The 23,427-nt window shown below is 63.5% G+C and carries 19 protein-coding genes; 2 read left to right on the top strand and 17 right to left on the bottom strand.

Going from position 1 to position 23,427, the window contains the following annotated elements; all coding sequences use genetic code 11:
- Positions 1 to 28: 28 nt before the first annotated feature.
- From AC1Q5P_RS15335 to AC1Q5P_RS15325, 3 genes are all read right to left on the bottom strand, one after another.
- Positions 29 to 1,060, bottom strand: a complete 1,032-nt coding sequence (locus AC1Q5P_RS15335; protein ID WP_492519389.1) for a phosphotransferase enzyme family protein — start codon at positions 1,058 to 1,060, stop codon at positions 29 to 31.
- A gap of 25 nt (positions 1,061 to 1,085) precedes the next feature.
- Entirely contained in the window at positions 1,086 to 1,754 is a 669-nt protein-coding gene (locus AC1Q5P_RS15330) for a haloacid dehalogenase type II (protein WP_039336005.1), read from the bottom strand.
- 358 nt (positions 1,755 to 2,112) lie between these two features.
- Positions 2,113 to 3,294, bottom strand: a complete 1,182-nt coding sequence (locus tag AC1Q5P_RS15325) for an aminotransferase (protein ID WP_492519388.1) — start codon at positions 3,292 to 3,294, stop codon at positions 2,113 to 2,115.
- A gap of 141 nt (positions 3,295 to 3,435) precedes the next feature.
- Between AC1Q5P_RS15325 and AC1Q5P_RS15320 the strand changes: the two genes are divergently transcribed.
- Positions 3,436 to 4,620, top strand: a complete 1,185-nt coding sequence (locus AC1Q5P_RS15320) for an acyl-CoA dehydrogenase (RefSeq protein WP_492519387.1) — start codon at positions 3,436 to 3,438, stop codon at positions 4,618 to 4,620.
- On the opposite strand, the gene cobA is transcribed toward AC1Q5P_RS15320, so the two are convergent.
- The 10 genes from cobA to AC1Q5P_RS15270 all read right to left on the bottom strand — a co-directional run bounded on the left by cobA (position 4,621) and on the right by AC1Q5P_RS15270 (position 18,442).
- Positions 4,621 to 5,397 carry a uroporphyrinogen-III C-methyltransferase gene (gene cobA / locus AC1Q5P_RS15315; RefSeq protein WP_039338537.1) on the bottom strand — a complete coding sequence of 259 codons (777 nt, stop codon included), beginning with the start codon at positions 5,395 to 5,397 and terminating at the stop codon, positions 4,621 to 4,623. It abuts the gene before it with no gap.
- A complete protein-coding gene (locus tag AC1Q5P_RS15310) occupies positions 5,394 to 7,904 on the bottom strand; it encodes a nitrate reductase (protein WP_492519386.1) in 2,511 nt (836 codons plus the stop codon). The genes cobA and AC1Q5P_RS15310 overlap by 4 nt, the downstream gene beginning before the upstream one ends.
- Positions 7,901 to 8,242, bottom strand: coding sequence for a nitrite reductase small subunit NirD (gene nirD, locus AC1Q5P_RS15305; protein WP_039338533.1), 342 nt, complete (start codon positions 8,240 to 8,242; stop codon positions 7,901 to 7,903). Before nirD ends, AC1Q5P_RS15310 begins: the two co-directional genes overlap by 4 nt.
- Positions 8,242 to 10,716 (bottom strand): nitrite reductase large subunit NirB, encoded by a 2,475-nt coding sequence (gene nirB, locus AC1Q5P_RS15300; protein ID WP_492519424.1) that lies wholly within the window; start codon positions 10,714 to 10,716, stop codon positions 8,242 to 8,244. Before nirB ends, nirD begins: the two co-directional genes overlap by 1 nt.
- 235 nt (positions 10,717 to 10,951) lie before the next feature.
- Positions 10,952 to 12,211 carry an alginate export family protein gene (locus tag AC1Q5P_RS15295; protein ID WP_492519385.1) on the bottom strand — a complete coding sequence of 420 codons (1,260 nt, stop codon included), beginning with the start codon at positions 12,209 to 12,211 and terminating at the stop codon, positions 10,952 to 10,954.
- Between the two features lie 62 nt (positions 12,212 to 12,273).
- Positions 12,274 to 13,953 (bottom strand): ABC transporter ATP-binding protein, encoded by a 1,680-nt coding sequence (locus AC1Q5P_RS15290; RefSeq protein ID WP_492519384.1) that lies wholly within the window; start codon positions 13,951 to 13,953, stop codon positions 12,274 to 12,276.
- A gap of 12 nt (positions 13,954 to 13,965) precedes the next feature.
- On the bottom strand, positions 13,966 to 14,988 hold the full coding sequence (locus AC1Q5P_RS15285; protein WP_492519383.1) for an ABC transporter permease: 1,023 nt from the start codon (positions 14,986 to 14,988) through the stop codon (positions 13,966 to 13,968).
- Positions 14,989 to 15,004: 16 nt separating this feature from the next.
- Positions 15,005 to 16,411 carry a CmpA/NrtA family ABC transporter substrate-binding protein gene (locus AC1Q5P_RS15280; RefSeq protein WP_492519382.1) on the bottom strand — a complete coding sequence of 469 codons (1,407 nt, stop codon included), beginning with the start codon at positions 16,409 to 16,411 and terminating at the stop codon, positions 15,005 to 15,007.
- Between the two features lie 217 nt (positions 16,412 to 16,628).
- Positions 16,629 to 17,864 carry an ABC transporter substrate-binding protein gene (locus AC1Q5P_RS15275; RefSeq protein ID WP_492519381.1) on the bottom strand — a complete coding sequence of 412 codons (1,236 nt, stop codon included), beginning with the start codon at positions 17,862 to 17,864 and terminating at the stop codon, positions 16,629 to 16,631.
- Positions 17,864 to 18,442, bottom strand: a complete 579-nt coding sequence (locus AC1Q5P_RS15270) for an ANTAR domain-containing response regulator (protein ID WP_039338523.1) — start codon at positions 18,440 to 18,442, stop codon at positions 17,864 to 17,866. The genes AC1Q5P_RS15275 and AC1Q5P_RS15270 overlap by 1 nt, the downstream gene beginning before the upstream one ends.
- Before the next feature lie 430 nt (positions 18,443 to 18,872).
- Between AC1Q5P_RS15270 and AC1Q5P_RS15265 the strand changes: the two genes are divergently transcribed.
- Positions 18,873 to 19,124, top strand: a complete 252-nt coding sequence (locus AC1Q5P_RS15265) for a hypothetical protein (protein ID WP_082013549.1) — start codon at positions 18,873 to 18,875, stop codon at positions 19,122 to 19,124.
- Positions 19,125 to 19,183: 59 nt separating this feature from the next.
- Here the strand turns inward: AC1Q5P_RS15265 and AC1Q5P_RS15260 are convergent, their stop codons facing one another.
- From AC1Q5P_RS15260 to AC1Q5P_RS15245, 4 genes are all read right to left on the bottom strand, one after another.
- Complete coding sequence (locus AC1Q5P_RS15260) at positions 19,184 to 20,953, bottom strand: SLC13 family permease (protein ID WP_039338520.1); 1,770 nt, start codon at positions 20,951 to 20,953, stop codon at positions 19,184 to 19,186.
- Positions 20,954 to 20,997: 44 nt separating this feature from the next.
- Entirely contained in the window at positions 20,998 to 21,573 is a 576-nt protein-coding gene (locus tag AC1Q5P_RS15255; protein ID WP_039338518.1) for a hypothetical protein, read from the bottom strand.
- A 124-nt stretch (positions 21,574 to 21,697) separates the two neighbouring features.
- Positions 21,698 to 22,225 carry a cupin domain-containing protein gene (locus AC1Q5P_RS15250; protein ID WP_039338517.1) on the bottom strand — a complete coding sequence of 176 codons (528 nt, stop codon included), beginning with the start codon at positions 22,223 to 22,225 and terminating at the stop codon, positions 21,698 to 21,700.
- A complete protein-coding gene (locus AC1Q5P_RS15245; RefSeq protein WP_492519380.1) occupies positions 22,222 to 23,166 on the bottom strand; it encodes a fumarylacetoacetate hydrolase family protein in 945 nt (314 codons plus the stop codon). The genes AC1Q5P_RS15250 and AC1Q5P_RS15245 overlap by 4 nt, the downstream gene beginning before the upstream one ends.
- Between the last annotated feature and the right edge of the window lie 261 nt (positions 23,167 to 23,427).

Here is a 23,427-nt window from a genome sequence, read left to right as displayed (position 1 = left end):
TTGTCGTCAGGAACGTGACTTTTGCGCCTCAGGCTGCTGCAGTTTCGCTTCGGCTCAGGAGCGCCAACCCTCTCTCGGCCCTGTGGACGTTCTTCATGATGTAGCAAGCCGCATCGGGGAAAAGATGCGCTCGCCAATGATTGATAAGGATGAGCGCACCTTGGCGCGCACGCATCAGGCCAGGCAGCAACTCGAGCTCGAGCGCCGAGAGGGGCAGGATGGAGGCATAGCCTGCGATCAGATGCTCGGCTCCCCCCAATGGCAATGCAGGATCGCTAACGAAGTGTCCCGCAGCAATGGCGAGGTCCTGCAAGCGCGGGTTCCAGCCGCCGTCGCCGAAGTCGATGAAGGCCACGCCTTGCGGCGTTGCGATCATGTTGAAAGGGCTCGGATCGTTGTGAGTGGCCTGCCAGTCCAGTTCGCCAAGTCGGGGCGCGATTGCTTCGGAATAGTCCGCCATGGCCTGCCGCACATGGCAGGCGGTGGGTCCTTCGGGGACGTAACGCTGCAGGCGGGCCAAGCCATTCCAGCATTGGAGGTTCCACAGGACCGGCCGCCGGGCGCCGGGCAGTTCAAGGGTGGCCATGGCACGGTTTAGCCGCGCCAACCCCGCGCCTACATCGTGCAGCAAGGCGGGTGAATGCACGAGCGTGTGCAGGGCTGGCCCATCGACACAGGTCTGGAGGTATCCGCCCGTATCCTCATGCTCGAATAGCAAGCCGCCTTGATCTGTGCGGATCACACGCGGGACAATGACGTCGGCGGCATTCTCGAGTTCGGCGAGAACGGCGCTTTGGAAGCGAAAGCTATCACACGCGGACACCCTGTTTGAGGTCTTGAGGATCAGGCGCTGGCCATCGGCAAGCGTCGCCACACAAGTGCGCTCGACCTCGGACGACAGCGTTGTGAGGGCAGCCTTGATCCCGTAGTATGCATGCAGCAGGAACTCGCCGGTTTCTGGCTCGGCTGTGTCCGGAAGCTGCGCGAGGCTTTCGGCGGCAGCGCGCAGGAATGCGGGGCCATCACCAAAATGTGCTGCAATGGGTGCGGTGGGCGCCATGGCATTCACCTCGGCGAACCGAGACTCACAGCCCGAATACTGCGGGCAGGCGTGTGATGTCTGGAATTTCGCTATATTCGTAGAATGGATTGGCTGGCTCGTGGCCACGGTTGACCCAGACCTTGCTTTTGATGCCGATGTCATAGGCCGACATCAGATCGTGTCGGAACGAGGAGGAGACGTGAGTGATGTCCTCCGGTCCGCATCCAAGTGTGTCGAACATGTACTCGAACGCCTGCAGATGCGGTTTGTAGGCTCCGGCATCCTCAGCGGTCAGAACGGCGTGAAAGGGTGCGCCCAGCTTCGCCACATTCTTCGGTATCTGTGCGTTCATCGAATTGGTCAGGATTACCAGGGGGATATGCCGTGCCAGTTTTGCGAGACCCTCTGGTACATCTGCATGGGGCCCCCAAGTGGGCACCCGGTTGTAGATTTCCTCGGCCTGTTCCGGCCTGAACGAGACGTTGTTGCGCTTGCAGGTGCGTTCCAGGGCCTTGTACACCACTTCGCTATACGGCTTCCAATCGCGCAGCACTTCATCGAGACGATATGCCTGGAAGTTGCGGATGAACTCGACCATGCGCGGCTCGTCTAGCAAATGACCAAAATGATCGCGTGCGGCATCTGCCATCTGGAAATTGATCAGCGTACCGTGACAATCGAAAGTCACATACTTGGGGCGAAAGTGGCTCATGGCGGCTTCCTCATCCTTGCGGTGCCGCCGTTAGTAATCGCCGCGATGAAATGGGTTTTGCCGAATGTGTGAGGCTTTCGGCAGAATTTGCCGAGATTTTCGGTTCCCGGCCGCTCAAGACCAACGATTGCGCGCGTATATGAGTATTTCCTCAAATAAGCTTGTAGATTTACATAATGTATATTATCAGTTTTGCGTATAAGGAGTTGCGCAAGTTATGATATGCTTCTTCTGCCATGCAGAAGCGCTGGCAATGGGGCCTTGCTTCGGTTGCCTTCCTAAGCGAGGGGCGACGTCGCGCTCGTGGCGCCAGAGTCTGGACATTGCTGGACTATCGGCCCTGACCGAGGAAATCGAATTAGCTCGATTTCAATTCCGTCCGCCACCGGCCGAGCCGGTCCACCGCTTCGTCGAGCATCGCGGCGTTCTTGCAATGGCACAGCCTGACGATGTGATCGGGACGTCCTTCCCCTTCCCACAGCGCCGAGATGGGGATCGAGGCAACGCCCGCTTCGCGCACGGCCCTCTCGCTGAACGTCCGGTCGTCCAGCGCAATGCCGGAAGCAGGCAGGTCGATGCAGGTGAACCACGTTGCCACGTTGTCCAACACGCAAAAGCCCTGCTGCTTCAGCCCGGCAATCAGCCGCTCGCGCGTGACAGACCATTGCGCATGGCAGCCTGGTGCAATCGCCGGATCGTCAAGCGCTTCGGCCACGGCCCATTGTAGCATCGGCGGGGTGGTGAAGGTGAGGAACTGATGCGCTCGGCCAACCACCGCGGCCACTTCTGGGGCGCCTACGATCCAGCCAACCTTCCACCCGGTTGCGCCAAAGATCTTGCCCGCTGAGCCGATCTTGACCGCCCGCTGCGCCATCCCCGGCTGCGCCAGCAGCGATGCATGCGCCCGGCCGTCGAAGCGCACGTTTTCCCAAACTTCATCACAGATCGCGAAAAGATCATGCGCAACGCACAGTCCCGCCAGCATGGCGAGGTCGGCTGGCGACGCTACCGTCCCTGTGGGATTGAGCGGATCGTTGAGGACAAGCGCCCGCGTCCGGGGCGTGATCGCCCCGGCGATGGTGGCAGCGTCGAACGCCCAGCCTGGCGGCTTGAGCGCGACGAACACCGGCTTGCCGCCTGCCCGGCGGACCAGCGGCGCATAGGCATCATAGGCAGGCGCGAACAGCAGGACTTCGTCACCCGGCGCAACCACCGCCAGGATGGCCGAAGCCACCGCCTCGGTCGCGCCCGATGTCACCACGACGCTTTCCGGCGCAAGATCGAGACCTTGGATGCGAGCGTAGAAGCCTGCGACAGCCCTTCGCAGTTCGGGCAATCCGGCCATCGGCGGATACTGGTGCGATTGCTCCATCGCAGCGCAGGTCAACGCGCGCAGCAATTCGGCAGGAGGAGGGCCATCGGGAAACCCCTGTCCCAGATTGATCGCGCCCAGATCGCGGGCAAGGCCGGACATGTGCTCGAAGATTGTCACCGGCATTTCGGCATAGATCGGGTGCAGGTGCGAGAGCGGCATGGTCATCACTTGCCAACCTAGCCAGCAGCGGGGCCTGCTTGCAATGTTTCCCCACAATCAGATGCGCGTGGCCATTTGGGTGGTTGAAGTGAACTGATTTCAGGTGCAATCACCCGCCGCACAGGGAGCGCATTCGGAGAGCACGCAATGGCAGGCATGGTACCGTTCGATTGGGAAGACGCACTGGGGCTGGACGGCCTGCTTACCGATGATGAACGGATGATCCGTGATGCCGCACGCAGCTTCGCGCAGGATCGCCTTGCCCCCCGCGTGATCGATGCTTTCGCCAACGAGCATACCGACCCTGAAATCTTCCGGGAGATGGGCAGCCAGGGCCTGCTTGGCGTGACGTTGCCCGAGGACTACGGCTGTGCCAACGCCGGTTACGTATCCTACGGCGTTGTCGCGCGCGAGGTGGAGCGGATCGATTCCGGTTACCGCTCGATGATGAGCGTGCAGTCCAGCCTCGTGATGTTCCCGATCTACGAGTACGGCTCGGAAGAGCAACGGCGCAAGTATCTGCCCAGGCTGGCCACCGGCGAATGGATCGGCTGCTTCGGCCTGACCGAGCCTGACGCGGGGTCGGACCCGGGCGGGATGCGCACGGTGGCCCGGAAGGTCGATAGCGGTTATGTGCTCAACGGCGCCAAGACCTGGATTTCCAACGCACCGATTGCCGATGTCTTCGTCGTCTGGGCCAAGAGCGAGGCGCATGGCGGCGGCATTCGCGGCTTCGTGCTGGAAAAGGGCATGAAAGGCCTGTCCGCGCCCAAGATCGAGAACAAGGTTAGCCTGCGCGCCTCGATCACGGGCATGATCGTGATGGACGATGTCTTCGTTCCGGACGATGCGTTGCTGCCGAACGTGCAGGGCCTGAAAGGTCCGTTCGGCTGCCTCAACCGCGCGCGCTACGGCATCTCATGGGGCGCACTGGGAGCGGCGGAGTTCTGCTACCACGCGGCGCGGCAATATGGGCTGGATCGTCATCAGTTCGGCCGCCCGCTGGCGGGCACGCAGCTTTACCAGAAGAAACTGGCCGACATGCTGACCGAAATCACGCTGGGCCTTCACGCCTCACTGCAAGTCGGCCGTCTGATGGACGCCGGCAGGTTCGCGCCCGAAATGATCTCCATCGTCAAGCGCAACAACGTCGGCAAGGCGCTCGACATTGCTCGCATGGCGCGCGACATGCACGGCGGGAATGGCATTTCCGGCGAATATCAGGTGATCCGCCACATGGTGAACCTCGAGACGGTCAATACCTACGAGGGCACGCACGATGTCCACGCGCTGATCCTCGGCCGCGCCATCACCGGCATCGCTGCGTTCTGATCAGGAGTTGACCATGAACGCGGCGCTGCTTGTGGCGGTCACGCCATCGCGCCGCGCCATGGCCTGACCGATCAGCAACAGCGCCGGGCCATCGCCCAGCGCCGTGCGCGCGACAAGCGGCAGCAAGTCGAGGCGCGTATGGAACTGGCGCTCTTCCGGAAGGCTCGCCGCCTCGACCAGGGCAACCGGCGTGTCGGCGGGCAGCCCGGCCTCGATCAGCCCGCGTGACACCGCGCCCGCCGACGACTTGCCCATGTAGACGGCCAGCGTCGCTTCGGGATCGGCCAGCGATGCCCAATCGAGCGAGAGCGTTTCGCCCGCACGGACATGCGCCGTCACGAAGGTCAGCTTGCGAGCGAGGCCGCGCAGGGTGAGCGAGGCGCCGAGGCTGGCTGCGGCGCCACTGGCGGCTGTCACGCCGGGACAGATCCGCACCGCCACGCCTGCCGCGCGGCAGGCGTCCAGCTCTTCGGTGGCGCGGCCGAAGATCGCAGGGTCTCCACCCTTTAGACGCACCACGCGATGCCCCGCTAGCGCAGCTTCAACAATCAGGCTGTCGATCGTCTCCTGCGCCTTGGAATGCCGCCCGGAACGCTTGCCAACATGGACCAGCCTTGCACTCGGCGCGGCCAGCGCCAGAACGCCGGGGGCAACCAGCGCATCGTGGAAGATCACACTGGCCGATGCAATCAGCCGCTCCGCCTTGCGGGTCAGCAATTCCGGATCGCCCGGCCCTGCCCCGACCAGCCAGACCATGCCCTGCGGAAAGTCGTTCATTGCGCAGCCTCTTCGCATGTCTCGTTCCATTCGCGCAGCAGCCGGGCAATCGCCGGGCGGCACGAACCGCAATTGGTCCCCGCGCCACACGCCCTGCCCACTTCCGCCACGGTCCGCGCGCCCTGCTCGGCATGGGCAAGAATCTGGTTGGTGCCGATGCCGTGGCAGACGCAGACCACCGGCCCGCGATGCGGCGCAGGAGCGCTGGGCCGCGCGGCCAGCAGTTCGATAAGGTGCGCGCCACTCGCCCCCAGTTGCGCCGCGATCCACTCACGCGGTGGCAATTGCCCGATGCGGGTGATGAATAGCGCTCCGGCCATCGCGCCGCTGCCATCGACCACGGCGAGACGGCGCATGCCACGCGCCAGATCGACCGCCTCGCTGCGATTGCCTGCGGGCAGCAAGGCATCGGCATCGACAGCGCCGTTGCCAGCGAGCTCATAAAGCCAACCGCCAGCTATCGCGGATCGGCTCCACCAGACAACGCCCTGCGGGCTGACCGGTTCACGGCGGACAAGGAAGCCGCGCCATTCGCTGCCGACCGGCTCGATCCGGCAGGCGTTGTTCTTGAAACCAGGCTGGCCGGACACCGGATCGACCGACTGATCGGGCAGAAGGTTGCCGCGCCCGCCACTCGCCATGGCATCAGTCCAGTGCATCGGCACGAAGACCTGGCCGCGGCCTTGCGCATCGGTCACGCTCGCGCGGAACACCGAACTGCCCGCTGCCGAGACGACGCGGGCAAGCGCGCCATCGGCAATACCTGCCTCAGCGGCATCGGCAGGATGCACCTCGAGCAGCGGTTCGCGCCGGTGCTGGGCAAGCGTGGGCGAAAGGCCGGTGCGGGTCATCGTGTGCCATTGATCGCGGTAACGGCCGGTGTTGAGGCGCAAGGGAAAATCCGGGTCGACCGGGCGGGTGCGGGGCTCGACGGGCACGATCTTCATCTCGCGGCCCTGCAGCGGATGGCGTCCTCCCCAAACGAACGGGTCAAGCGCTTCGTAATCCGCGTCGGAAATCCCGGCATGGGCGGTCAGGTCAAGAACCTTGCCGTGCTTTACCGAAAGCGCGGTCATTGCCGCATATTCGCGGAACACGGCGGCGGCGTTGGTCCAATCGAACCCTGCAAAGCCCATCGTCTTTGCAACGTCGGCGATGATTGCCCAATCCGCCCTTGCCTCTCCCGGCGCAGCAAACAGAGCGCGCTGGCGGCTCACGCGGCGTTCGGAGTTGGTGACGGTGCCGTCCTTCTCGCCCCAGGCCAGCGCGGGCAGGCGGATGTGGGCGAGCCGTGCGGTGTCTGTATCGGCGATCACGTCCGATACGACCAGCGTTTCGCACTTGGCCAGGGCCTCGCGCACGAAACCGACATCGGGCATCGAAACGGCGGGGTTGGTAGCCATCACCCACAGGAATTTGACGCGGCCATCGTGCACGGCGCGGAACAGGTCCACCGCCTTGAGGCCGGGGGCGCTGCACATGCGCGGGGCCTGCCAGAACGCGGCGACATCGGACAGTTCGCTTTCGGAAAAGCCGAGATGGCAGGCCAGCATATTGGCAAGCCCGCCGACTTCGCGCCCGCCCATGGCGTTGGGCTGTCCGGTCATCGAAAACGGCCCCATGCCCGGCGCGTTGATGCGGCCCATGGCAAGGTGCAGGTTGATGATCGCGTTGCCCTTGTCCGTTCCCGCAATCGACTGGTTCGCGCCCATCGAGAACACGGTGACCATGCGCGGGTGCGTGGCGACGAGATCGGCCAGCGCGGCAAAGGTATCGGGCGAAAGGCCGTGTTCGCCCATCGCCGGGACCGTATCGGCAAGCCCCCGCCGGACCATCTCTGCCAGCAGCGTATTGAACAGCGCCACATCTCCATCTGGCTGGACGGGCACGTGAAGGTCAGCCTGTTCCGCCGTTTCGGTGCGGCGCGGATCGATCACCACGATCTTCGTACCCCGCGCCTCGCGCGCCGCCTCGATCCGCTGCCAGATCACCGGGTGGCACCAAGCCGTGTTCGAGCCCACAAACAGGATCAGGTCCGCCTCGTCGAGATCATCGTAGGTGACCGGCACTACGTCCTCGCCGAACGCCCGATTGTGCGCGGCGACGGCGCTGGCCATGCACAGGCGCGAATTGGTGTCGATGTTGGCGCTGCCGACAAAGCCCTTCATCAGCTTGTTGGCGGCATAGTAGTCCTCGGACAGAAGCTGGCCCGAGACATAGAGCGCAACACTGTCCGGACCGTGCTGCTCTATGCAGTCGCGCATCTTGCCGGCAACGAGGTGGAGCGCCTCATCCCACCCGGCGCGGGCGTTGCCGATCATGGGGTGGAGCAGGCGGCCTTCCAGCCCCACCGTTTCGCCCAGATGCGTGCCCTTCGAGCACAGCTTGCCCAGGTTCGCCGGGTGCTGCGCATCGCCCCGGATGACGACCGCGCGCTCTCCCGTCACCTCGGCGCGAATGCCGCAACCGACGCCGCAATAGGCGCACGTGGTGCGAACCGCCCTCAAGCGGCACGCCTCCCGACAACGGCCGAGCGCAAAAGGTACATGCGGCCTGCGTCAACCTTCATCGGGACGGTAGGGACGCACCCATTGTCCTCCCCAAGCGCCTCGCCCGTCTTGAGCGAGATGTTCCAGTTGTGCAGCGGGCATGTGACGACATTGCCGTGAACGATGCCCTGCGAAAGCGGCCCCTGCTTGTGCGGGCACTTGTTCACAAGCGCATAGAACTCGTTCTTGAGCGTGCGGAACACCGCAATCTCGTCCGATCCCACGACCGGGAGCGTACGCGCAGTGCCGGGGGTGATCTGGTCTACGTGACCGATGTCGAGCCAGTCTCCGATCATTACAGGGCCTCCAGCTGAAGGGGACGCACCTCGGCAAGGTGCTGGTGCAGGTCCGCGTCCTTGCCGGCCACGCGCTCGGCCCAGGGATCGTCCTGACAGAACGTCTGGGAATAGCGGAACCGCGCGGCGAGGCGGCGCACGCTGTCGGGATCGTCGAACAGGCCTGCCTTCACGTGATCGAGACCCACCCGTTCGATCCACGGCGCGGTGCGTTCAAGATAATGCGCCTGTTCGCGATAGAGCTGGATGAACGCCGCGCAGACATCCATCGCCTCTGCCTCGGTCGCAACCTTGCACAATAGGTCAGTGGCGCGGACCTTGATGCCGCCGTTGCCGCCGACGTGGAGTTCGTAGCCCGAATCCACACAGACGACGCCAAAGTCCTTGATCGTCGCCTCGGCACAGTTTCTCGGGCAGCCCGACACCGCGATCTTGAACTTGTGGGGCATCCACGAACCCCAGGTCATCCGCTCCAGCTTCACGCCGAGGCCGGTCGAATCCTGCGTGCCGAAGCGGCACCATTCGGACCCGACGCAGGTCTTCACGGTGCGCAGGCTCTTGCCATAGGCATGGCCCGAAACCATCCCTGCGGCATTGAGGTCGGCCCAGACAGCAGGCAGGTCCTCCTTCCTGATCCCGAAGATGTCCAGCCTCTGGCCGCCGGTCACTTTGACCATCGGCGCGTTGTACTTCTCCACCACGTCTGCAATCGCGCGCAGTTCCCGCGGGTTGGTAAGCCCGCCCCACATGCGCGGCACCACCGAATAGGTGCCGTCCTTCTGGATATTGGCGTGAAGGCGTTCGTTGACGAAGCGGCTCTTCTGATCGTCCTCATACTCGCCCGGCCAAGCGCAGAGCAGATAGTAGTTCAGCGCCGGGCGGCATGAGGAGCAGCCATCAGGGGTGGTCCAGTGCAGCTCCTGCATCACCTGCGGGATGGCCTTGAGGCTCTTGTCGACAATCAGGCGGCGAACATCATCGTGGCTGAAGCTGGTGCACTTGCACAACGTCTTCGGACCCGACTGCACCTCGCCGCCCAATGTGAGCGCCAGCAGGCTTTCGACCAGACCGGTGCACGATCCGCAGGAGGCCGAAGCCTTGCAGGTGCTGCGCACCGCATCGAGGCTGCAGGCACCCGCGTTGATCGTCTCGATCACCTTGCCCTTGGAAACGCCGTTGCAGCCGCAGATTTCTGCGTCGTCCGAAAGAGCTGCAACGGCGGCATTAGGGTCCAGCAGGGCGCCTCCGCTGGCGAAGGCCTGGCCGAAAATCAGCGCCTCCCGGATGTCGGAGATATCCTCGCCCTTCTTCAGCAGGTCGAAGTACCAGTTGCCATCGGCGGTATCGCCATAGAGCACCGCGCCGACGAGCTTGTTGTCCCTTACGACAACGCGCTTGTAGAGCCCGCGCGCGGCGTCTCGCATGACGATGTCCTCCGCGCCATCGCCGCCCGAAAAATCACCGGCAGAGAACAGGTCGATGCCCGAGACCTTGAGCTTGGTCGAGGTGACCGAACCTTCATAACCAGATGGGTCCGAGCAAGCCGCATCGGCCAGCGCGCGGCACATGTCCCACAAGGGGGCAACCAGACCGTAGCAGGCACCGCGGTGTTGCACGCATTCACCCACCGCCATGATCGCCGGGTCGCTGGTGACCATGTGGTCGTCAACGACAACACCGCGCTCGACTGCGAGGCCTGCCGCCTTGGCAAGGCCGGTGGCTGGGCGGATGCCGACGGCCATGACCACGATGTCGGCAGCAAATTCGCGCCCGTCCTTGAGCCTTACACCGGCCACGTGGCCATCCCGACCGATGATTTCGGCGGTGTCGGCACCGGTCACGATGGTCTGGCCGCGCCGTTCAAGCTCGGTCTTGAGCAGGTATCCCGCCGCTTCATCGAGCTGACGCTCCATCAGCGTCGGCATGAGATGAACGACGGTGACCTTCATGCCGCGAAGCGAAAGGCCATGCGCTGCCTCCAGCCCGAGCAGGCCACCGCCGATCACCACGGCGCAGCCGCCCTTTTCGGCGGCGCTCAGCATCTTGTCGACGTCATCCAGATCGCGGAAGGTGACGACGCCCGCCAGGTCCTTGCCCGGGACCGGGATGATGAACGGATCGGAGCCGGTGGCGATCAGCAGCCTGTCATAAGGTTCGACCCGGCCCGACTTTGCCACCACCGTCTGCGTTTCTCGGTCGATCGAGACGACCGGATCGCCCGAGACCAGCGTGATGCCGTTGTCGGCGTACCAGTCCTCGCCATTGATGACGATGTCCTCGAACGCCTTTTCGCCCGCGAGCACTGGCGAAAGCATGATGCGGTTGTAATTCACCCGCGGTTCCGCGCCGAAGATCATCACGTCGAAACGCGCAGGATCGCGGGCAAGGATTTCCTCGACGGCGCGGCACCCGGCCATGCCGTTGCCGATCACCACCAACCGCTCCTTCACGGGCGCGGTCTGGTCCTTTTCCATCAGGGTAGCAGGGGCGTTCACGCAAACGTTCCTTCGCAGACGCGTGAACACAAAAAAGCCGCCCGAACGCATCCCGATTGGGAAGGTCTGGGCGGCGACGTTGCCACGCGATGTTGATCTTTCAGGCCTTGCGATTGATCCACCCGACTTTGGGCGGCGCTTGGCCTTCGTTCACTTGGCTAACCGATTCGGGGGCTGCACTGCAAGGGTTATTTTGCAGTGCAGCACGTCACTATCAGAACGCCACCTCGGCCTGCAACCACAGGATCTGGCGATCGACGCCGAACTTGTCGGCGTTGTAGTTGGCGTACTTGACCAGCCAGCCCACCTTCTTCGTCTTGAAGCCAAGGCTGGCATCCCATTCCGTGCCGAATTTCACGTTGCCCACATCGCTGCGGAATTCGTGATAGGTGACGTTCGCGTTGAGGCCCTGCACCGCCTTCACCTTCGGGAAGACCTTGGCCAACGTGACGTAATAGTCCTCCAGCCCATTGCCGGGCGTGGTCAGGAACAGGTCGGCCCAGCCGTTGAACTTGTGCAGCGTTGCCAGCGGCGTCTGGAACGACTTGCCCGCCGCCTTGTCCGCGCCCAGCTTTTCATAGCCGCCGGTCAGGGTGAAGCCCTGGTACGCCAAGCCAAGCTCGCCCACCACGAAATCTGCCTCGTAGTTCACCGGGTTGCGGCCGATGTCCATCTGCCGCGCATAGCTGGCCAGCACATTGAGCTTCACCGCCTTCGACAGCGGGATGCTGCCCGACACGCGCCCGCCATAGGTCTGCGAGGAATTTGCGAACGCGAAGGCCTCGTCATAGTCGATGATGTAGGAAAAGCCCTTCACCTGCAGGGGACCAGCCTTTACCACAGCCTGTGCGAACGCGAAGTCCCCGTCCATCGCGCGGCGCGGCCCTGCCTCGGACCCGAAGATCGAATCCTGCTGGATCGCATAAGTGGCATCAATGCTGACAGGCCCGACCGTCGCTTCGGCGCGCACTGCATCGAAGGTCTGCTCGTTCTGACGCCAGCCGACCGAGCCAACGAAGCGCTGATCGTCAAGGTTGATCCGCTGCCGCCCGACGGTCAGGGCGAAGTCCTTCACCTTGTACATGATCTGCGCGCGGTTGAGGTCGATGCTCTCGTCATCGGCGACCACTGCGTACTGTGGGCGGCGCTGCGAGCTGCCGGGCAGCGCGAAGGGAAAGGCGTTGTAGTCGTTGACTAGGCCCAGTGTGCCTTCGGCCTCGACCAGCACCGAGAGGTGCGACAGCGCGTGCTTCAGTTCAACGCCTGTGCGCAGCCGCACGGTCAGCGCATCGGCATCGACCGTTGGCTGGTCCACGCCTTCATAGCGAATGCGCGCATCGATGATCGGATCGAGCGTCAGCCCGTGCCCAGCCGGTATGGGATCGCCAAACGCCGGCTTGCCAGCGGCAAACGCCGGATGTGCGAAGGCGATCGACGACGCGAGCAGCGTCGCCGTGATTGCAGTCTTTTTCATGTTTCCCTCCTGAACCCCTCAAAGAAGGCCGTTCAGGCATCCCCTCAATTTCAAGTCACCGCTCAGGCGGCGTGGGCCTTCGGCCCGTGATCGTATTCGGCCAGGAAGCGCAGGACTTCCTGACGGTAGGCGTAGAAATCCGGGTGCTTGAGCAGCGTCTTGCGATCGCGCGGGCGCGGCAGGTCAACCTTCAACACCTTGCCGATGGTGGCATTGGGGCCGTTGGTCATCATCACCACGCGGTCAGCCAGCAGGATCGCCTCGTCAACGTCATGCGTCACCATGATCGCGGTCACCTTGGTGCGGTTCCAAACCTCGACCAGCACGTCCTGCAAGTCCCAGCGCGTCAGGCTGTCGAGCATGCCGAAGGGCTCGTCCAACAGCAGCAGGCGCGGGGAGAGCGCGAAGGCGCGGGCGATGCCGACACGCTGGCGCATGCCGTTCGACATTTCCGCCGCCATCTTGTCCTTGGCATCGGCCAGGCCCACGCGGTCGAGGTAATAATCGATGATCTCGCGCCGTTCTGATCGCGTCGCGTGCGGATAGACGCGCTCCACCCCCAGTGCCACATTCTGCCGCGCGGTCAGCCACGGCATCAGGCTGGGCGCCTGGAACACCACCGCCTTGTCCGGTCCCGCCACGTCGATCTCGCGGTTGTCGAGGATGATGCCGCCCTTGCTGATCTCGTTGAGGCCTGCCGCCATCGTCAGCACGGTAGACTTGCCGCAACCCGAATGGCCGATCAGCGAGATGAACTCACCCTTGTCCATCATCAGGTTGAAATCCTCGACCACGGTCAGCGGACCCGTAGGCGTGGGGTAGACTTTGTGGAGCTTCCAGAACTCCATGTAGCGCCGCGTCGCGCCCTTCCTCGCCGCGTCCTGATAAGCCTTGGGCGGAGGCGCCAGATCGAGCGGGGTGACGTTGGGCAAATGCCCGAAATCGCTGCCCTGCGCCGCTTTCTCGCCCGCCAGCTCGCCAAGGTAATTGACGATCTCGGTGCGCAGCTTCTGGAATTCGACGCTGTCGTTCACCGCCTCGCGATCACGCGGGCGCGGCAGGGTCACCGGGAAGATCCGGCCGATCCTTGCCGCGGGTGCCGGCGTCAACACCGCCACCCGGTCTGCCAGCAGCAACGCCTCGTCCACGTCGTTGGTGACAAGGATGATCGTGCGCTTCTCTTCCTCGCGGATGCGATCGATTTCGTCCTGGAGCTTTGCGCGGGTCAGGGCGTCCAGTGCCGAAAGCGGCTCGTCCAGCAGCAGGATTTCCGGCTCCATCGCCAGCGCACGCGCCACCGAAACCCGTTGACGCATCCCGCCGGAAAGCTGCGCGGGCTTGCGCTCCATCGCATGGCCAAGGCCAACGAGTTCGACCTTCTGGCGGACCAGCGCGGCGCGCGCTTCGCTGGTGCGATCCTTGTGAACCGAGTCCACGGCGAGCGCCACGTTCTGTTCCACCGTCAGCCACGGGAACAGCGAGTAGGACTGGAACACCAGCCCGCGATCCTTGTCCGGCCCGTCAATCGCCTTGCCGCGAAGCAGGATCTCTCCGGCATCGGGTTCGACCAGGCCTGCGATGGCCGAGATCAGCGTGGTCTTGCCCGCTCCGGAGAATCCGAGAATCGCAATGAACTCGCCTTCCTCGACATCGAGGTCGATGCCGCCAAGGACTTCGGTCACGCCACCGGACTTGCCCTCGTAGGACTTGCGGAGATCTTTCAGGGAAAGGATCGTAGCCATCGGACAATCTCCTCAGACGGTGCGGTTGCGGCTGACGAAGGACTGCAGCGCCATCATCACCCGGTCGAGGCCGAAGCCGATCAGGCCAATCACCACCACGGCAACCATGATGCGAGCGAGCGACTTTTCCGAACCATTCTGGAATTCGTCCCACACGAACTTGCCGAGGCCCGGATTCTGCGCGAGCATTTCCGCGGCGATCAGCACCATCCAGCCGGTGCCGAGCGAAAGGCGCATGCCCGTGAAGATATAGGGCAGCGAGGAAGGCAGGACGAGCCGGGTCAGCTTGGCGAACCAGCCAAGGCGCAGCACGCGGCCCACCGCGATCAAGTCCTTGTCGATGCTGGCCGTGCCGATCGCGGTGTTAATCAGCGTCGGCCAGAGCGAGCAGAGCATAACGACAACGGCAGAGATCACGAAGCTCTTGGGCAGGGTCGGATCATCGCTGCTGACCGAGGCGGAAACCACCATCGTCACGATCGGCAGCCAGGCCAGCGGGCTGACCGGGCGCATCACCTGCACCAGCGGATTGATCGCGGCATTGACGCGCTTCGACATGCCGGCAACCAGACCGAGCGGCACAGCGAACAAGGTCGCCAGCACAAAGCCCGCCGCCACCGTCTCGAGGCTGGTGAAGATCTGGTCGATGAAAGTCGGCGGGCCGGTGTAGGCGTACCCTGCGGCCACCGCTTCGGCCGCGGCAACGCGCGAGGCATCGGCTTCGTCCAGCAGGCCTCCAAAGGCTGACCAGACATCGCCCGGCCCAGGGAGCGTACCGAGCGATGTCTGTACCAGCGGCGCCAGCAGCGCCCACAGCGCCAGGAACCCGCCGATCCCTGCCAGCGGTGGCCAGAGCGCGTCGAACGCGGCGCGGCCCGCGGGCAGCTTGATGCCGAACGGCAGCGCTCTTTCGGGTTTCGCAGCGTTCTCCGCGTTCGTCTCCGCCTCTGTTTCGGGGAGGAGGGACCCGCCCCCCTCCATGACGTCCGCTTCGGTGCCGACGAATTCGTCCTTGCGCAATGCAACCGCGTTCATCGTAATCGCTCCTGTCTTACTTCACGCCTGCCGGTGTCACCTTCTGGCCGGCCTTCAGACCGATCGAGAAGCTGGCGACATAGGCAGCGGGTTTCTTGGCATCGAAGGGCACGCCGTCGATCGCCTTGCGGGCATAGACGCGGAAGCCGTCGGTGGCGGGGAACTGGTCGGCACTGGCCTTGCCATCGGCGACGAGCGACTTGGCCGCATCCTCATAGATGTCCGGACGATAGACCGACTTGACCGTGTCGAGATACCACTGATCACCCTTGTCCTCGGCGATCTGCCCCCAGCGACGCATCTGCGTGAGGTACCAGATGCCATCCGAATAGAACGGGTAGCTGGCCTGTTGATCGAAGAAGAGGTTGAATTCGGGCGTATCCCGTGTGTCGCCCGCGCCGAAGGTGAACTTGCCGGTCATCGACGCCATCAGCACCTTTTCATCGGCGCCGACGTACTTCGGGCTGGCGAGCATCTTGACCGCTTCGGGCCGGTTCTTGCCGCCTTCGGCATCAAGCCACATCGAAGCGCGGATCAGCGCGCGGGTCAGCGCCTTGACCGTGTTGGGATTCTTCTTCGCGAAGTCTGCCGTCAGGCCGAAAACCTTGTCGCCCGTGGTGCCCGCAATATCGGGATCGACAATGATCGGCACGCCGATCTTCTTAGCGACCGATGCCTGGTTCCACGGCTCGCCCACCGAATAGCCGTTGATCGTGCCGGCTTCCATCGTGGCGGGCATCTGTGGCGGCGGGGTGACCGAAAGCTGCACGTCGGCTCCTGTCACGCCAGCGGTATCGCCCGGCAGGTAGAAGCCGGGGTTCAGACCGCCTGCCGCCAGCCAGTAGCGCAGGATGTAGTTGTGGGTCGAGACCGGGAAGACCATGCCCATCTTGAAAGGCTTGCCCTCGGCCTTGAACTTGGCAACGACCGGGGCGAGCGCCGAGGCCGAGATCGGCATCTGCACCTTGCCATCCGGCCCCTTGGGCAGGCTGGGCGCGATCATGTCCCACACCTGGTTGGAAACCGTCACGCCCTTGCCATTGATGTCCAGCGAGAACGGCGTGACCAGCGGCACCTTGCTGCCGATCCCCGCGCCCGAGGCCAGCACCTGTCCAGCCAGCATGTGTGCGCCATCCAGCTGCCCGCCGGTCACCCCATCGAGCAGGACCTTCCAGTTCGCCTGGGGCTCGAGCGTCACGGTCAGCCCTTCCTCACGGAAGAAGCCTTTCTCTTGGGCCACGACCAGAGGGGCGATGTCAGTCAGCTTGATGAAGCCGAGCTTCAGCACCGGCTTCTCAATGCCATTGGCCGAAGCAGCAGGCTTTTCTGGCGCATCCCCGCCTTTGCCGCAGCTTGCCACGGCCACGCCCGCCAGCAATGCCGCAATCATGCCCCGCCGATTGAAACCGCCCAGTCCGACCATACTCGACCACCCCTCGAATGCGGCGTGGCAAACACGAAAAAGCCGCCCGAACGCATCCCGATGAGGGAGGTCTGGGCGGCGACGTTGCCACGCGATGTAAACCTGAGACCGTCCGGATCACCGCCGCCCGTCCTTGGGTGGCACCGTGTCGGCCTGAATGCAAAGCTATGTGATTCGCCTGCTATTCGGCAAGCTTTTTTTGCACCGCAGCGAAACTTTAGCTCCGACGCTGACTTTCGATGTAGGATTCGAGCAGTTCGGGATCGAACGGCCGACCATCAAAGAAACTGTTGTTTTCCAATGTTATGACGCCCTGCTGCATGCTGACTGAAGTGGGCTTGTGCAGGCTGCCTTCGACCTTGGAACTGGCCCCCGGCAAGGGTTCGCCGGTGCCCAATAGTGCGCTGCGATAAACATCCGGGCGGAATACGCGCGCCGCCTTGGCCGCGTCAGCCGGATCGAAGGTCAGTCCATCCCACCGCACCATCTGGCTGTAGAGCCATTCGGCTTGGCTCACCCACGGGAAGTTCGCCGCCTCGCGATGCTGGAACATGAAGTCGGGGTAGTGCAGCACCTGCCCCCCTTGCGCAAGGAGCAGCCGATCGGAGATCGCGCGGCCGATCAGCGTGGCATCGCCATCGAGATACTCGGGCCGTGCCAGAATCGCCGCATTGCCTTCAAGGTTGGCCGGATCCACGAAGTGCTCGCCCGCCTTGCGCAAGGCGCGGACCAGTGCCTCCGCCTGGCCACGGCGCTCCTCCATGACCCGCTCACGGAAAGCCAGAACCTTCTCCACACCGCGCCGCCAGATCTGCGCCGTGACCAGCACGATCTCGCCGGCGCCGCGTTCCACGGCGACGCTGTTCCATGGCTCGCCCACGCAGATCGCGTCGACCTCGCCATGCTCCAGCGCGTCCGCGCAGAACGGGGGGGCGACGGTGGTGATTTCAACATCCAAGTCGGGCTGTACACCGCAGGCCGCCAGCCAGTACCGCAGCATGTAATTGTGGCTGGAATAGCGGTGAACCACGCCGAAACGCAGCTTGCGCCCCGCCGCCTCGACATGCGCTTTCAATGCCGCGCCCACGGTTGCCGGGTCACCCAATCCTCCACCGGGGTTCACTGCTTTGGCAAGATCGGGCCGCATCGTGATGGCGTTGCCGTTCAGCCCCAGCACGAAGGGCACCGACAGCGGCTGCGCCGGCCGGCCCCGTCCGAGCGTGGTGGCGATTGCCAGCGGGGCGACCATGTGTGCGGCATCGCTGTGGCCATAGAGCAGCCGGTCGAGCACCGTGGCCCAACTCATGTCCCGTACCAGCCGCAGCGACAGGCCTTCCTCCTCGGCAAATCCATGCTCGCGCGCAAGGATCGGCAGGCAGGCGTCCACCAGCGGCAGGAAGCCGATGGTCAGTTCGCCCGATGCGGCTTCCCCCGATGCGGCTTCGCCTGCCATCACTTCCCTCCCATCAACTGGTGCGCCGTGACCACGGCTTCGGCAATGTCGGCAATGCGCTTGCCCTGGTTCATCGCCGTCTTGCGCAACTCGCTATAGGCCTGCGGTTCGGAAAAGCCGCGGCTGTCCATCAGGATGCGCTTGGCCTTGTCGACCAGTTCGCGTTCGGCCAGCTTGCCCTTGGCTTCGGCAAGGTCAGCCTCCAGCCGCGCGAAGGCGTTGAAGCGGCGCACGGCAAGATCGAGGATCGGCCTGATGCGGTGCGCCGAAAGGCCGTCAACGACATAGGACGAAACCCCGGCATCGACCGAGGCAGCGATCGATTCCTCGTCGCTTTCATCGACAAACATCGCGATTGGGCGGCCAAGCACCCGGCTGACGGCGAAGTATTCCTCCAGCACGTCGCGCGAGGGGTTTCCAAGGTCCATCAGCACGATGTCGGGCGCGATCTCGCCGATGCTGGCTACCAGCCCTCGCCTTTCGGTGACCACGAAGATCTCGCAGTCTTCCAGCGTCGCAAGCCCTTCGCGGATCACTGCGGCACGGCTGGCGCTTTCATCGACGATGGCAATCCGCATGGGCACGCCTAGTGCGCGGAGGACAGTCGAGTTTCAAGGCATTTCTGGAACGGCGTGAACCTCGTCCGCGCAAGGCCGATCTCCGAATCGAGCGCGGACACGCCGTGCATGATCGCTCTGAAGGTTCCTCAGATGCACCCTTGCGGGCTATGTCTTTTGACACGATCCGTCGCCTATGTTGCACCGCACAACGCTGGAGGAATGCCGACGCGAACCCACGGCGCGACGAGGTGAAAGGTTCGTAAAAACAATTAATTAGGCATTAATCGTCAAGGCTCGACCGTTCCCTCGCCCCATGCAGAAACGCTGCCAGGGCGAGCGAGAGTCATCACTACAGGACACGCATCGTCCGGTTGCCGCAAGTGTCGCGGCCGCCGTCGGCTCTCGCTGTCCCAAGTCCACGCAAAGACGGAAGTCCAAGGAGGTCGACATGCGAAAGACCGGAACGATATCCACGATCCTGACCGCTGGCGCAGGAGCATTGCTGCTGGCGGCGCCGGCATTTGCCGGCACACGGCCAGACAATGGCAAGGCTTACGCCAGCACCGCCGCCAAGCCGCAATTGAGAACCGACGTCGGCCCGAAAAAGGGTTTCCCCGACACGCCCGGCCTCTCCCGCGCCCGTGACCGGGCAAGCGAGAATGCTGCCTTCAATCGCTACAAGAGCGGAGGCGCTGCCTGAACACGACCAACCGAAGCAGAAAAGAGGCCCCCGCCCGGTCCGGCGGGGGCCTTATCGAGCTATAATGGCCAGAACCACAGGATCAGCGGCGTGCCGATCAGCACCACCAGCAGCGATAGGGGCGCGCCAAGCCGGGCATAATCGCCAAACCGGTATCCCCCCGGCCCCAGCACAAGCGTATTGCACTGGTGTCCGATGGGCGTGAGAAAATCACAGCCCGCGCCGACCGCAGTCGCGATCAGGAAGGCCTCGGGGCGGTAGTGGAGCTGCTGGGCGAATACCCCGGCAATCGGCGCCATGACCAGCACGGTCGCCGCGTTGTTGAGGAACGGGGTCACCGCCATGGCTGCGACAAGGATCAGCGCAACCGCCCCCCATGCAGGAAGCTTCACGGCGAAATCGGCAAGCAACGTGGCGATAACGTCGGAGGCCCCGGTCGTCTGCAATGACGCGCTGACGGGAATCAATGCGGCCAGCATGATGAGGATCGGCCATTCGATGGCCTTGTACGCCTCATCCGCAGGAAGCGCGCCGGTGATCACGGTCAGCCCCGCAGCGGCAAAGAACGCCAATGCAGCGGGCATGAAGCCGGTCCCCGCTGCCACCATCGCGGCGGCCAGGATCGCGAGTGACAACCACCGGGTCCGCTTCGAGCCCAGCCCGATCTTGCGTTCGGCCAGCGGCAGCGCCCCCATTTCGGCAAGCCGCGCCGGCAGGGTATCGAGCGGGCCTTGCAGAACGATCACATCGCCTGCCTGCAGCACCGTGTTGCCGGGCTTGTTGGCGATCGTCTCGCCCTCGCGCGAAATGGCAAGAAGGTTGATGCCAAGCCGCTCGCGCATCTGCAAACGCCCGGCAGTGCGCCCGATCAGCCCGGAATCGGCATGTACCACGGCTTCGATAACGCCGATACCGTCGGGCTTGTGGCCACTGCCATCTTCGTCGTCACCTGCCAGCGCCAGCCGGTCGGCGCCGATGACCTGTTCGAGCAGGTTGGGCTCGCCGCTCAGGATCAGGACATCGCCTTCGCCGATATGGGTTTCCGGCGTAACCTCGCCGCGCATGTCGCCGCGCAGCAGGCCTGCAACCTCCACCTCACCCTCATGCCGTTCGACAAACTCGGCAACGCTCAAGCCTGCGATGGGCGATCCCGTCGTCACGGTAGCCTCGATCACATAGGCAGAGATGTTGATCGCTTCGGACATGCCCTGTGCTGCATGCCGATCGGTGGGAAGCAGGCGCCAGCCCACCGAAAGGAACACCAGGCCGACCGCCAGCAACGCCAGGCCCGTTGGCAAGTAGTCGAACATGCGAAACGGCTCGCCCGTCATCTCCTCGCGCACGCGGCTGACGATGATGTTTGGCGAGGTGCCGATAAGAGTGGTCAGCCCGCCCAGAAGCGACGCAAACGCCATCGGCATGAGATAGAGCGACGGCGATGCCTTGTTGCGACGCGCCATCTGCACGGCTCCCGGCATCAACATGGCCAGCGCACCGACGTTTTTAATAAAGCCCGATGACAGTCCCACCGCCGCCGAAAGAACCAGCATTTGCCGCTGCGGCTTGCGGATGCGCTGGGCCAGGGATTGCAGCAACCGCTCGATCATGCCCGATCGTTGTACTGCGGCGGAAAGAACCAGCGCCGAGCCGACGATCACCACGATGTCATCGGAAAAACCGGTGAACGCGGCATCGGGCGAGACCACGCCGATCGCCACAGCGAACAACAGCGCGATGACGGCGGTCACGTCGTATCGGAAGCGCCCCCACAAAAACAGGGCCATCATCCCGCCAAGGGTGGCCAGTGAAAGCCATTGGGGCTGCGTCATTGCAGCACCTAACGCTTAACCGATATTCAGGTTCCGGCTCGGGCCTAGAACCGCAGTTCGCCCTGCACCGCCACGCCGCGCCGCGGGGCCTGCACAGGGCGGACTTGCGGCAGCAGGCAACGCGCTTTCCCCTGCAGGACATAGACCGCGTGGCGCTGTCCGCCGCGATTTTCGTGGTCGATGGCATAGCCCTTGTAATAGCGGCGCAGCAGGCCCGCCCCGACGAGTTCCGAAACCGCGCGGCTGAGGTTGCTCTTGCCCGAAGCCCGCACACGCGCGCGGACTTCATCCTCGATCACTTGCGCCGCTTCTCCCGGGTCTTCGGGCATGCGGCCTTCAAGGATCAGGTCAGAGCGTACCCGTTCGGTCAGGGCCACACGACGAGGATCGCGCCCGCCCATCGGGGCAAGGCTGTCGCACAGCCAGTCCCGCAAGGTGAAGGCCTGCCTCCCGCGCCGGACGAATGGCCCCGCCTCACCCTTCTCGTCGGCAACCTCGGCGATCAGGCTCAGCACCATGAACGCATAGCGCGGCCTGGAACTCGCCTGCGAAAGGCAGTTCAGCAAGGAGGACATCGCGCCATGGGAAGACGGGCCGGAAAGAATGGCAGTCTGGAACATTCAGGGATTCAACAAAGCACATAAGGTGACTCCTGTGAATCCCCGGCGAGTCGGGGCGACGTTGAAATCCAACTTTTGTCCCCTGTGACACTTTGCCCGAAGGCAAAGTGTCACAAGCTAACCTTTAATGACCGGCGGTGACGTCTTCTGGCTTGTTTTCGCTCAGCGCGGTTCCGTTATGCACATAGGCCGGTGCTTCGATCAGAATGAACGCGATCCGGCAGATCTCATCAGTGGTGTTCCGCCACAGATGGACAGTGCCACGCTGGACGATGACCCCGCCTTCTCGGATGGTCTTCTTCACACCATTTTCCAGCTCCAGCTCCACTTCGCCCTTCATGACGATCCCATAGTCAATGGAATTGGTGCGGTGCATCGGACTTTCCTGGTGCGGCAGCATGTCGCAGATGCGGATGACCGACCCGCCGTTTAGCGTAAGGCCGGTCTCGCGATCCCGGCCATCGGTCTCGTCGTTGTTGTCTGCCGGAACCGTGGCTGTCGACCAGATGGTCAGCATGGCAGCATCGCCCGTGGGAATCAGCTCCAGTGGCGTGACGTCCTCGGACTTGAATATCGCGCGACCATCGCTGTCATGCCCCGTCACCACCCGCTGAACAGGCGGCAAGCCGAAATCGTAAACTCTGCTGGTCATGCTCTCGTCACCTTCTGCTCAAGCTCGCCAAACGGGGCGCGCCCATTTTCATCTGTCGCATACATGCGAACGCGGTCGCCAAACTTCATGAACTCCGTCTTCGGCTGCCCGAGGTCGATCACCTCGATCCCGCGACGTTCTGCAATGCACGACGAGCCGATATCGCGGAAGTTGGCATTCGACACCGTGCCCGATCCGATCACCGTGCCGGCGACAAGATCGCGGGTCCTCGCCGCGTGGGCAACCAGTTCGTGGAAGCCATAGCCCATGGGCTCTCCCTGCGCGGCCCCGAACTGCTTGCCGTTCCATTCCACGTTCAGGGTCAGGCAGACCCGGCCATGCCGCCAAGCATCACCGAGCTCGTCGGGAGTGACAGCGAACGGTGCCATACCGCACGGCGGCTTTGCCTGAATCCAACCGAAGCCGGTCTTCATTTCAGGTCCTGCGAGAGTGCGCAACGACCAGTCGTTGATCTGCACGATCAGCCGGATATGCTTAAAGGCATCGGCCGGAGTCGTGCCCATGGGCACGGCGTCAACAACGACCCCGAATTCGCCCTCAAAGTCGATGCCCAGCGATTCGTCGGAAAACGGCACGTTGTCATACGGCCCGTAGAACCTGTCTGAGACACCTTGGTACATCAGCGGCAGATCGGTCTTCGGTTTTGAAATGCCCAGCACGGCATCCATCAGGTCGCCGTGGCTTTGATAGGCAGATCCGTCGAGCCACTGCCAGGCACGAGGCAACGGGGCACAAAGATCGGTCTTGACGAGCTCGTCCGGGAATTCCCCGACACCGGCGAGCAACTTCAGGGCAAGATCCCAGTTCTCGAGCGCATCCTGCAAGGTCGGAATGGGCGCGAATGCATATCGCAATCCGTCCGGAGATATGACGACGAGCCGCCCGTCCTTCGATCCATCTCGCAATGTTGCCAACCGCATTGGCATCCCTTCCCTTTATCTTCCCTACGCTCAAGTCGTCTATTTCCTGGCAAATCCCGAAGCAAAGGCGTTGGATCGATATGATGGCATCGAAAGAATGCGATGGTGTGGGTCTGGCGGGTCCTGCAGTTGGTGCGCGTTGGAAGCACTTGAGGGGAGATTCATGGCCATATGGCTGAAGCGCGGCGCTGCTGCGGAGAGCAAGGCGGAGGCGGATCGCAAGGTTCGTGACGTTGTCGAGGCGGCGCTGGCGGACATCGA

The sequence above is a fragment of the Novosphingobium sp. GW835-FHT14H07 genome, assembly GCF_058793515.1.
Note: the sequence above shows the minus strand (reverse complement) of the source record. Positions and strands in the feature narration are given on the sequence as shown.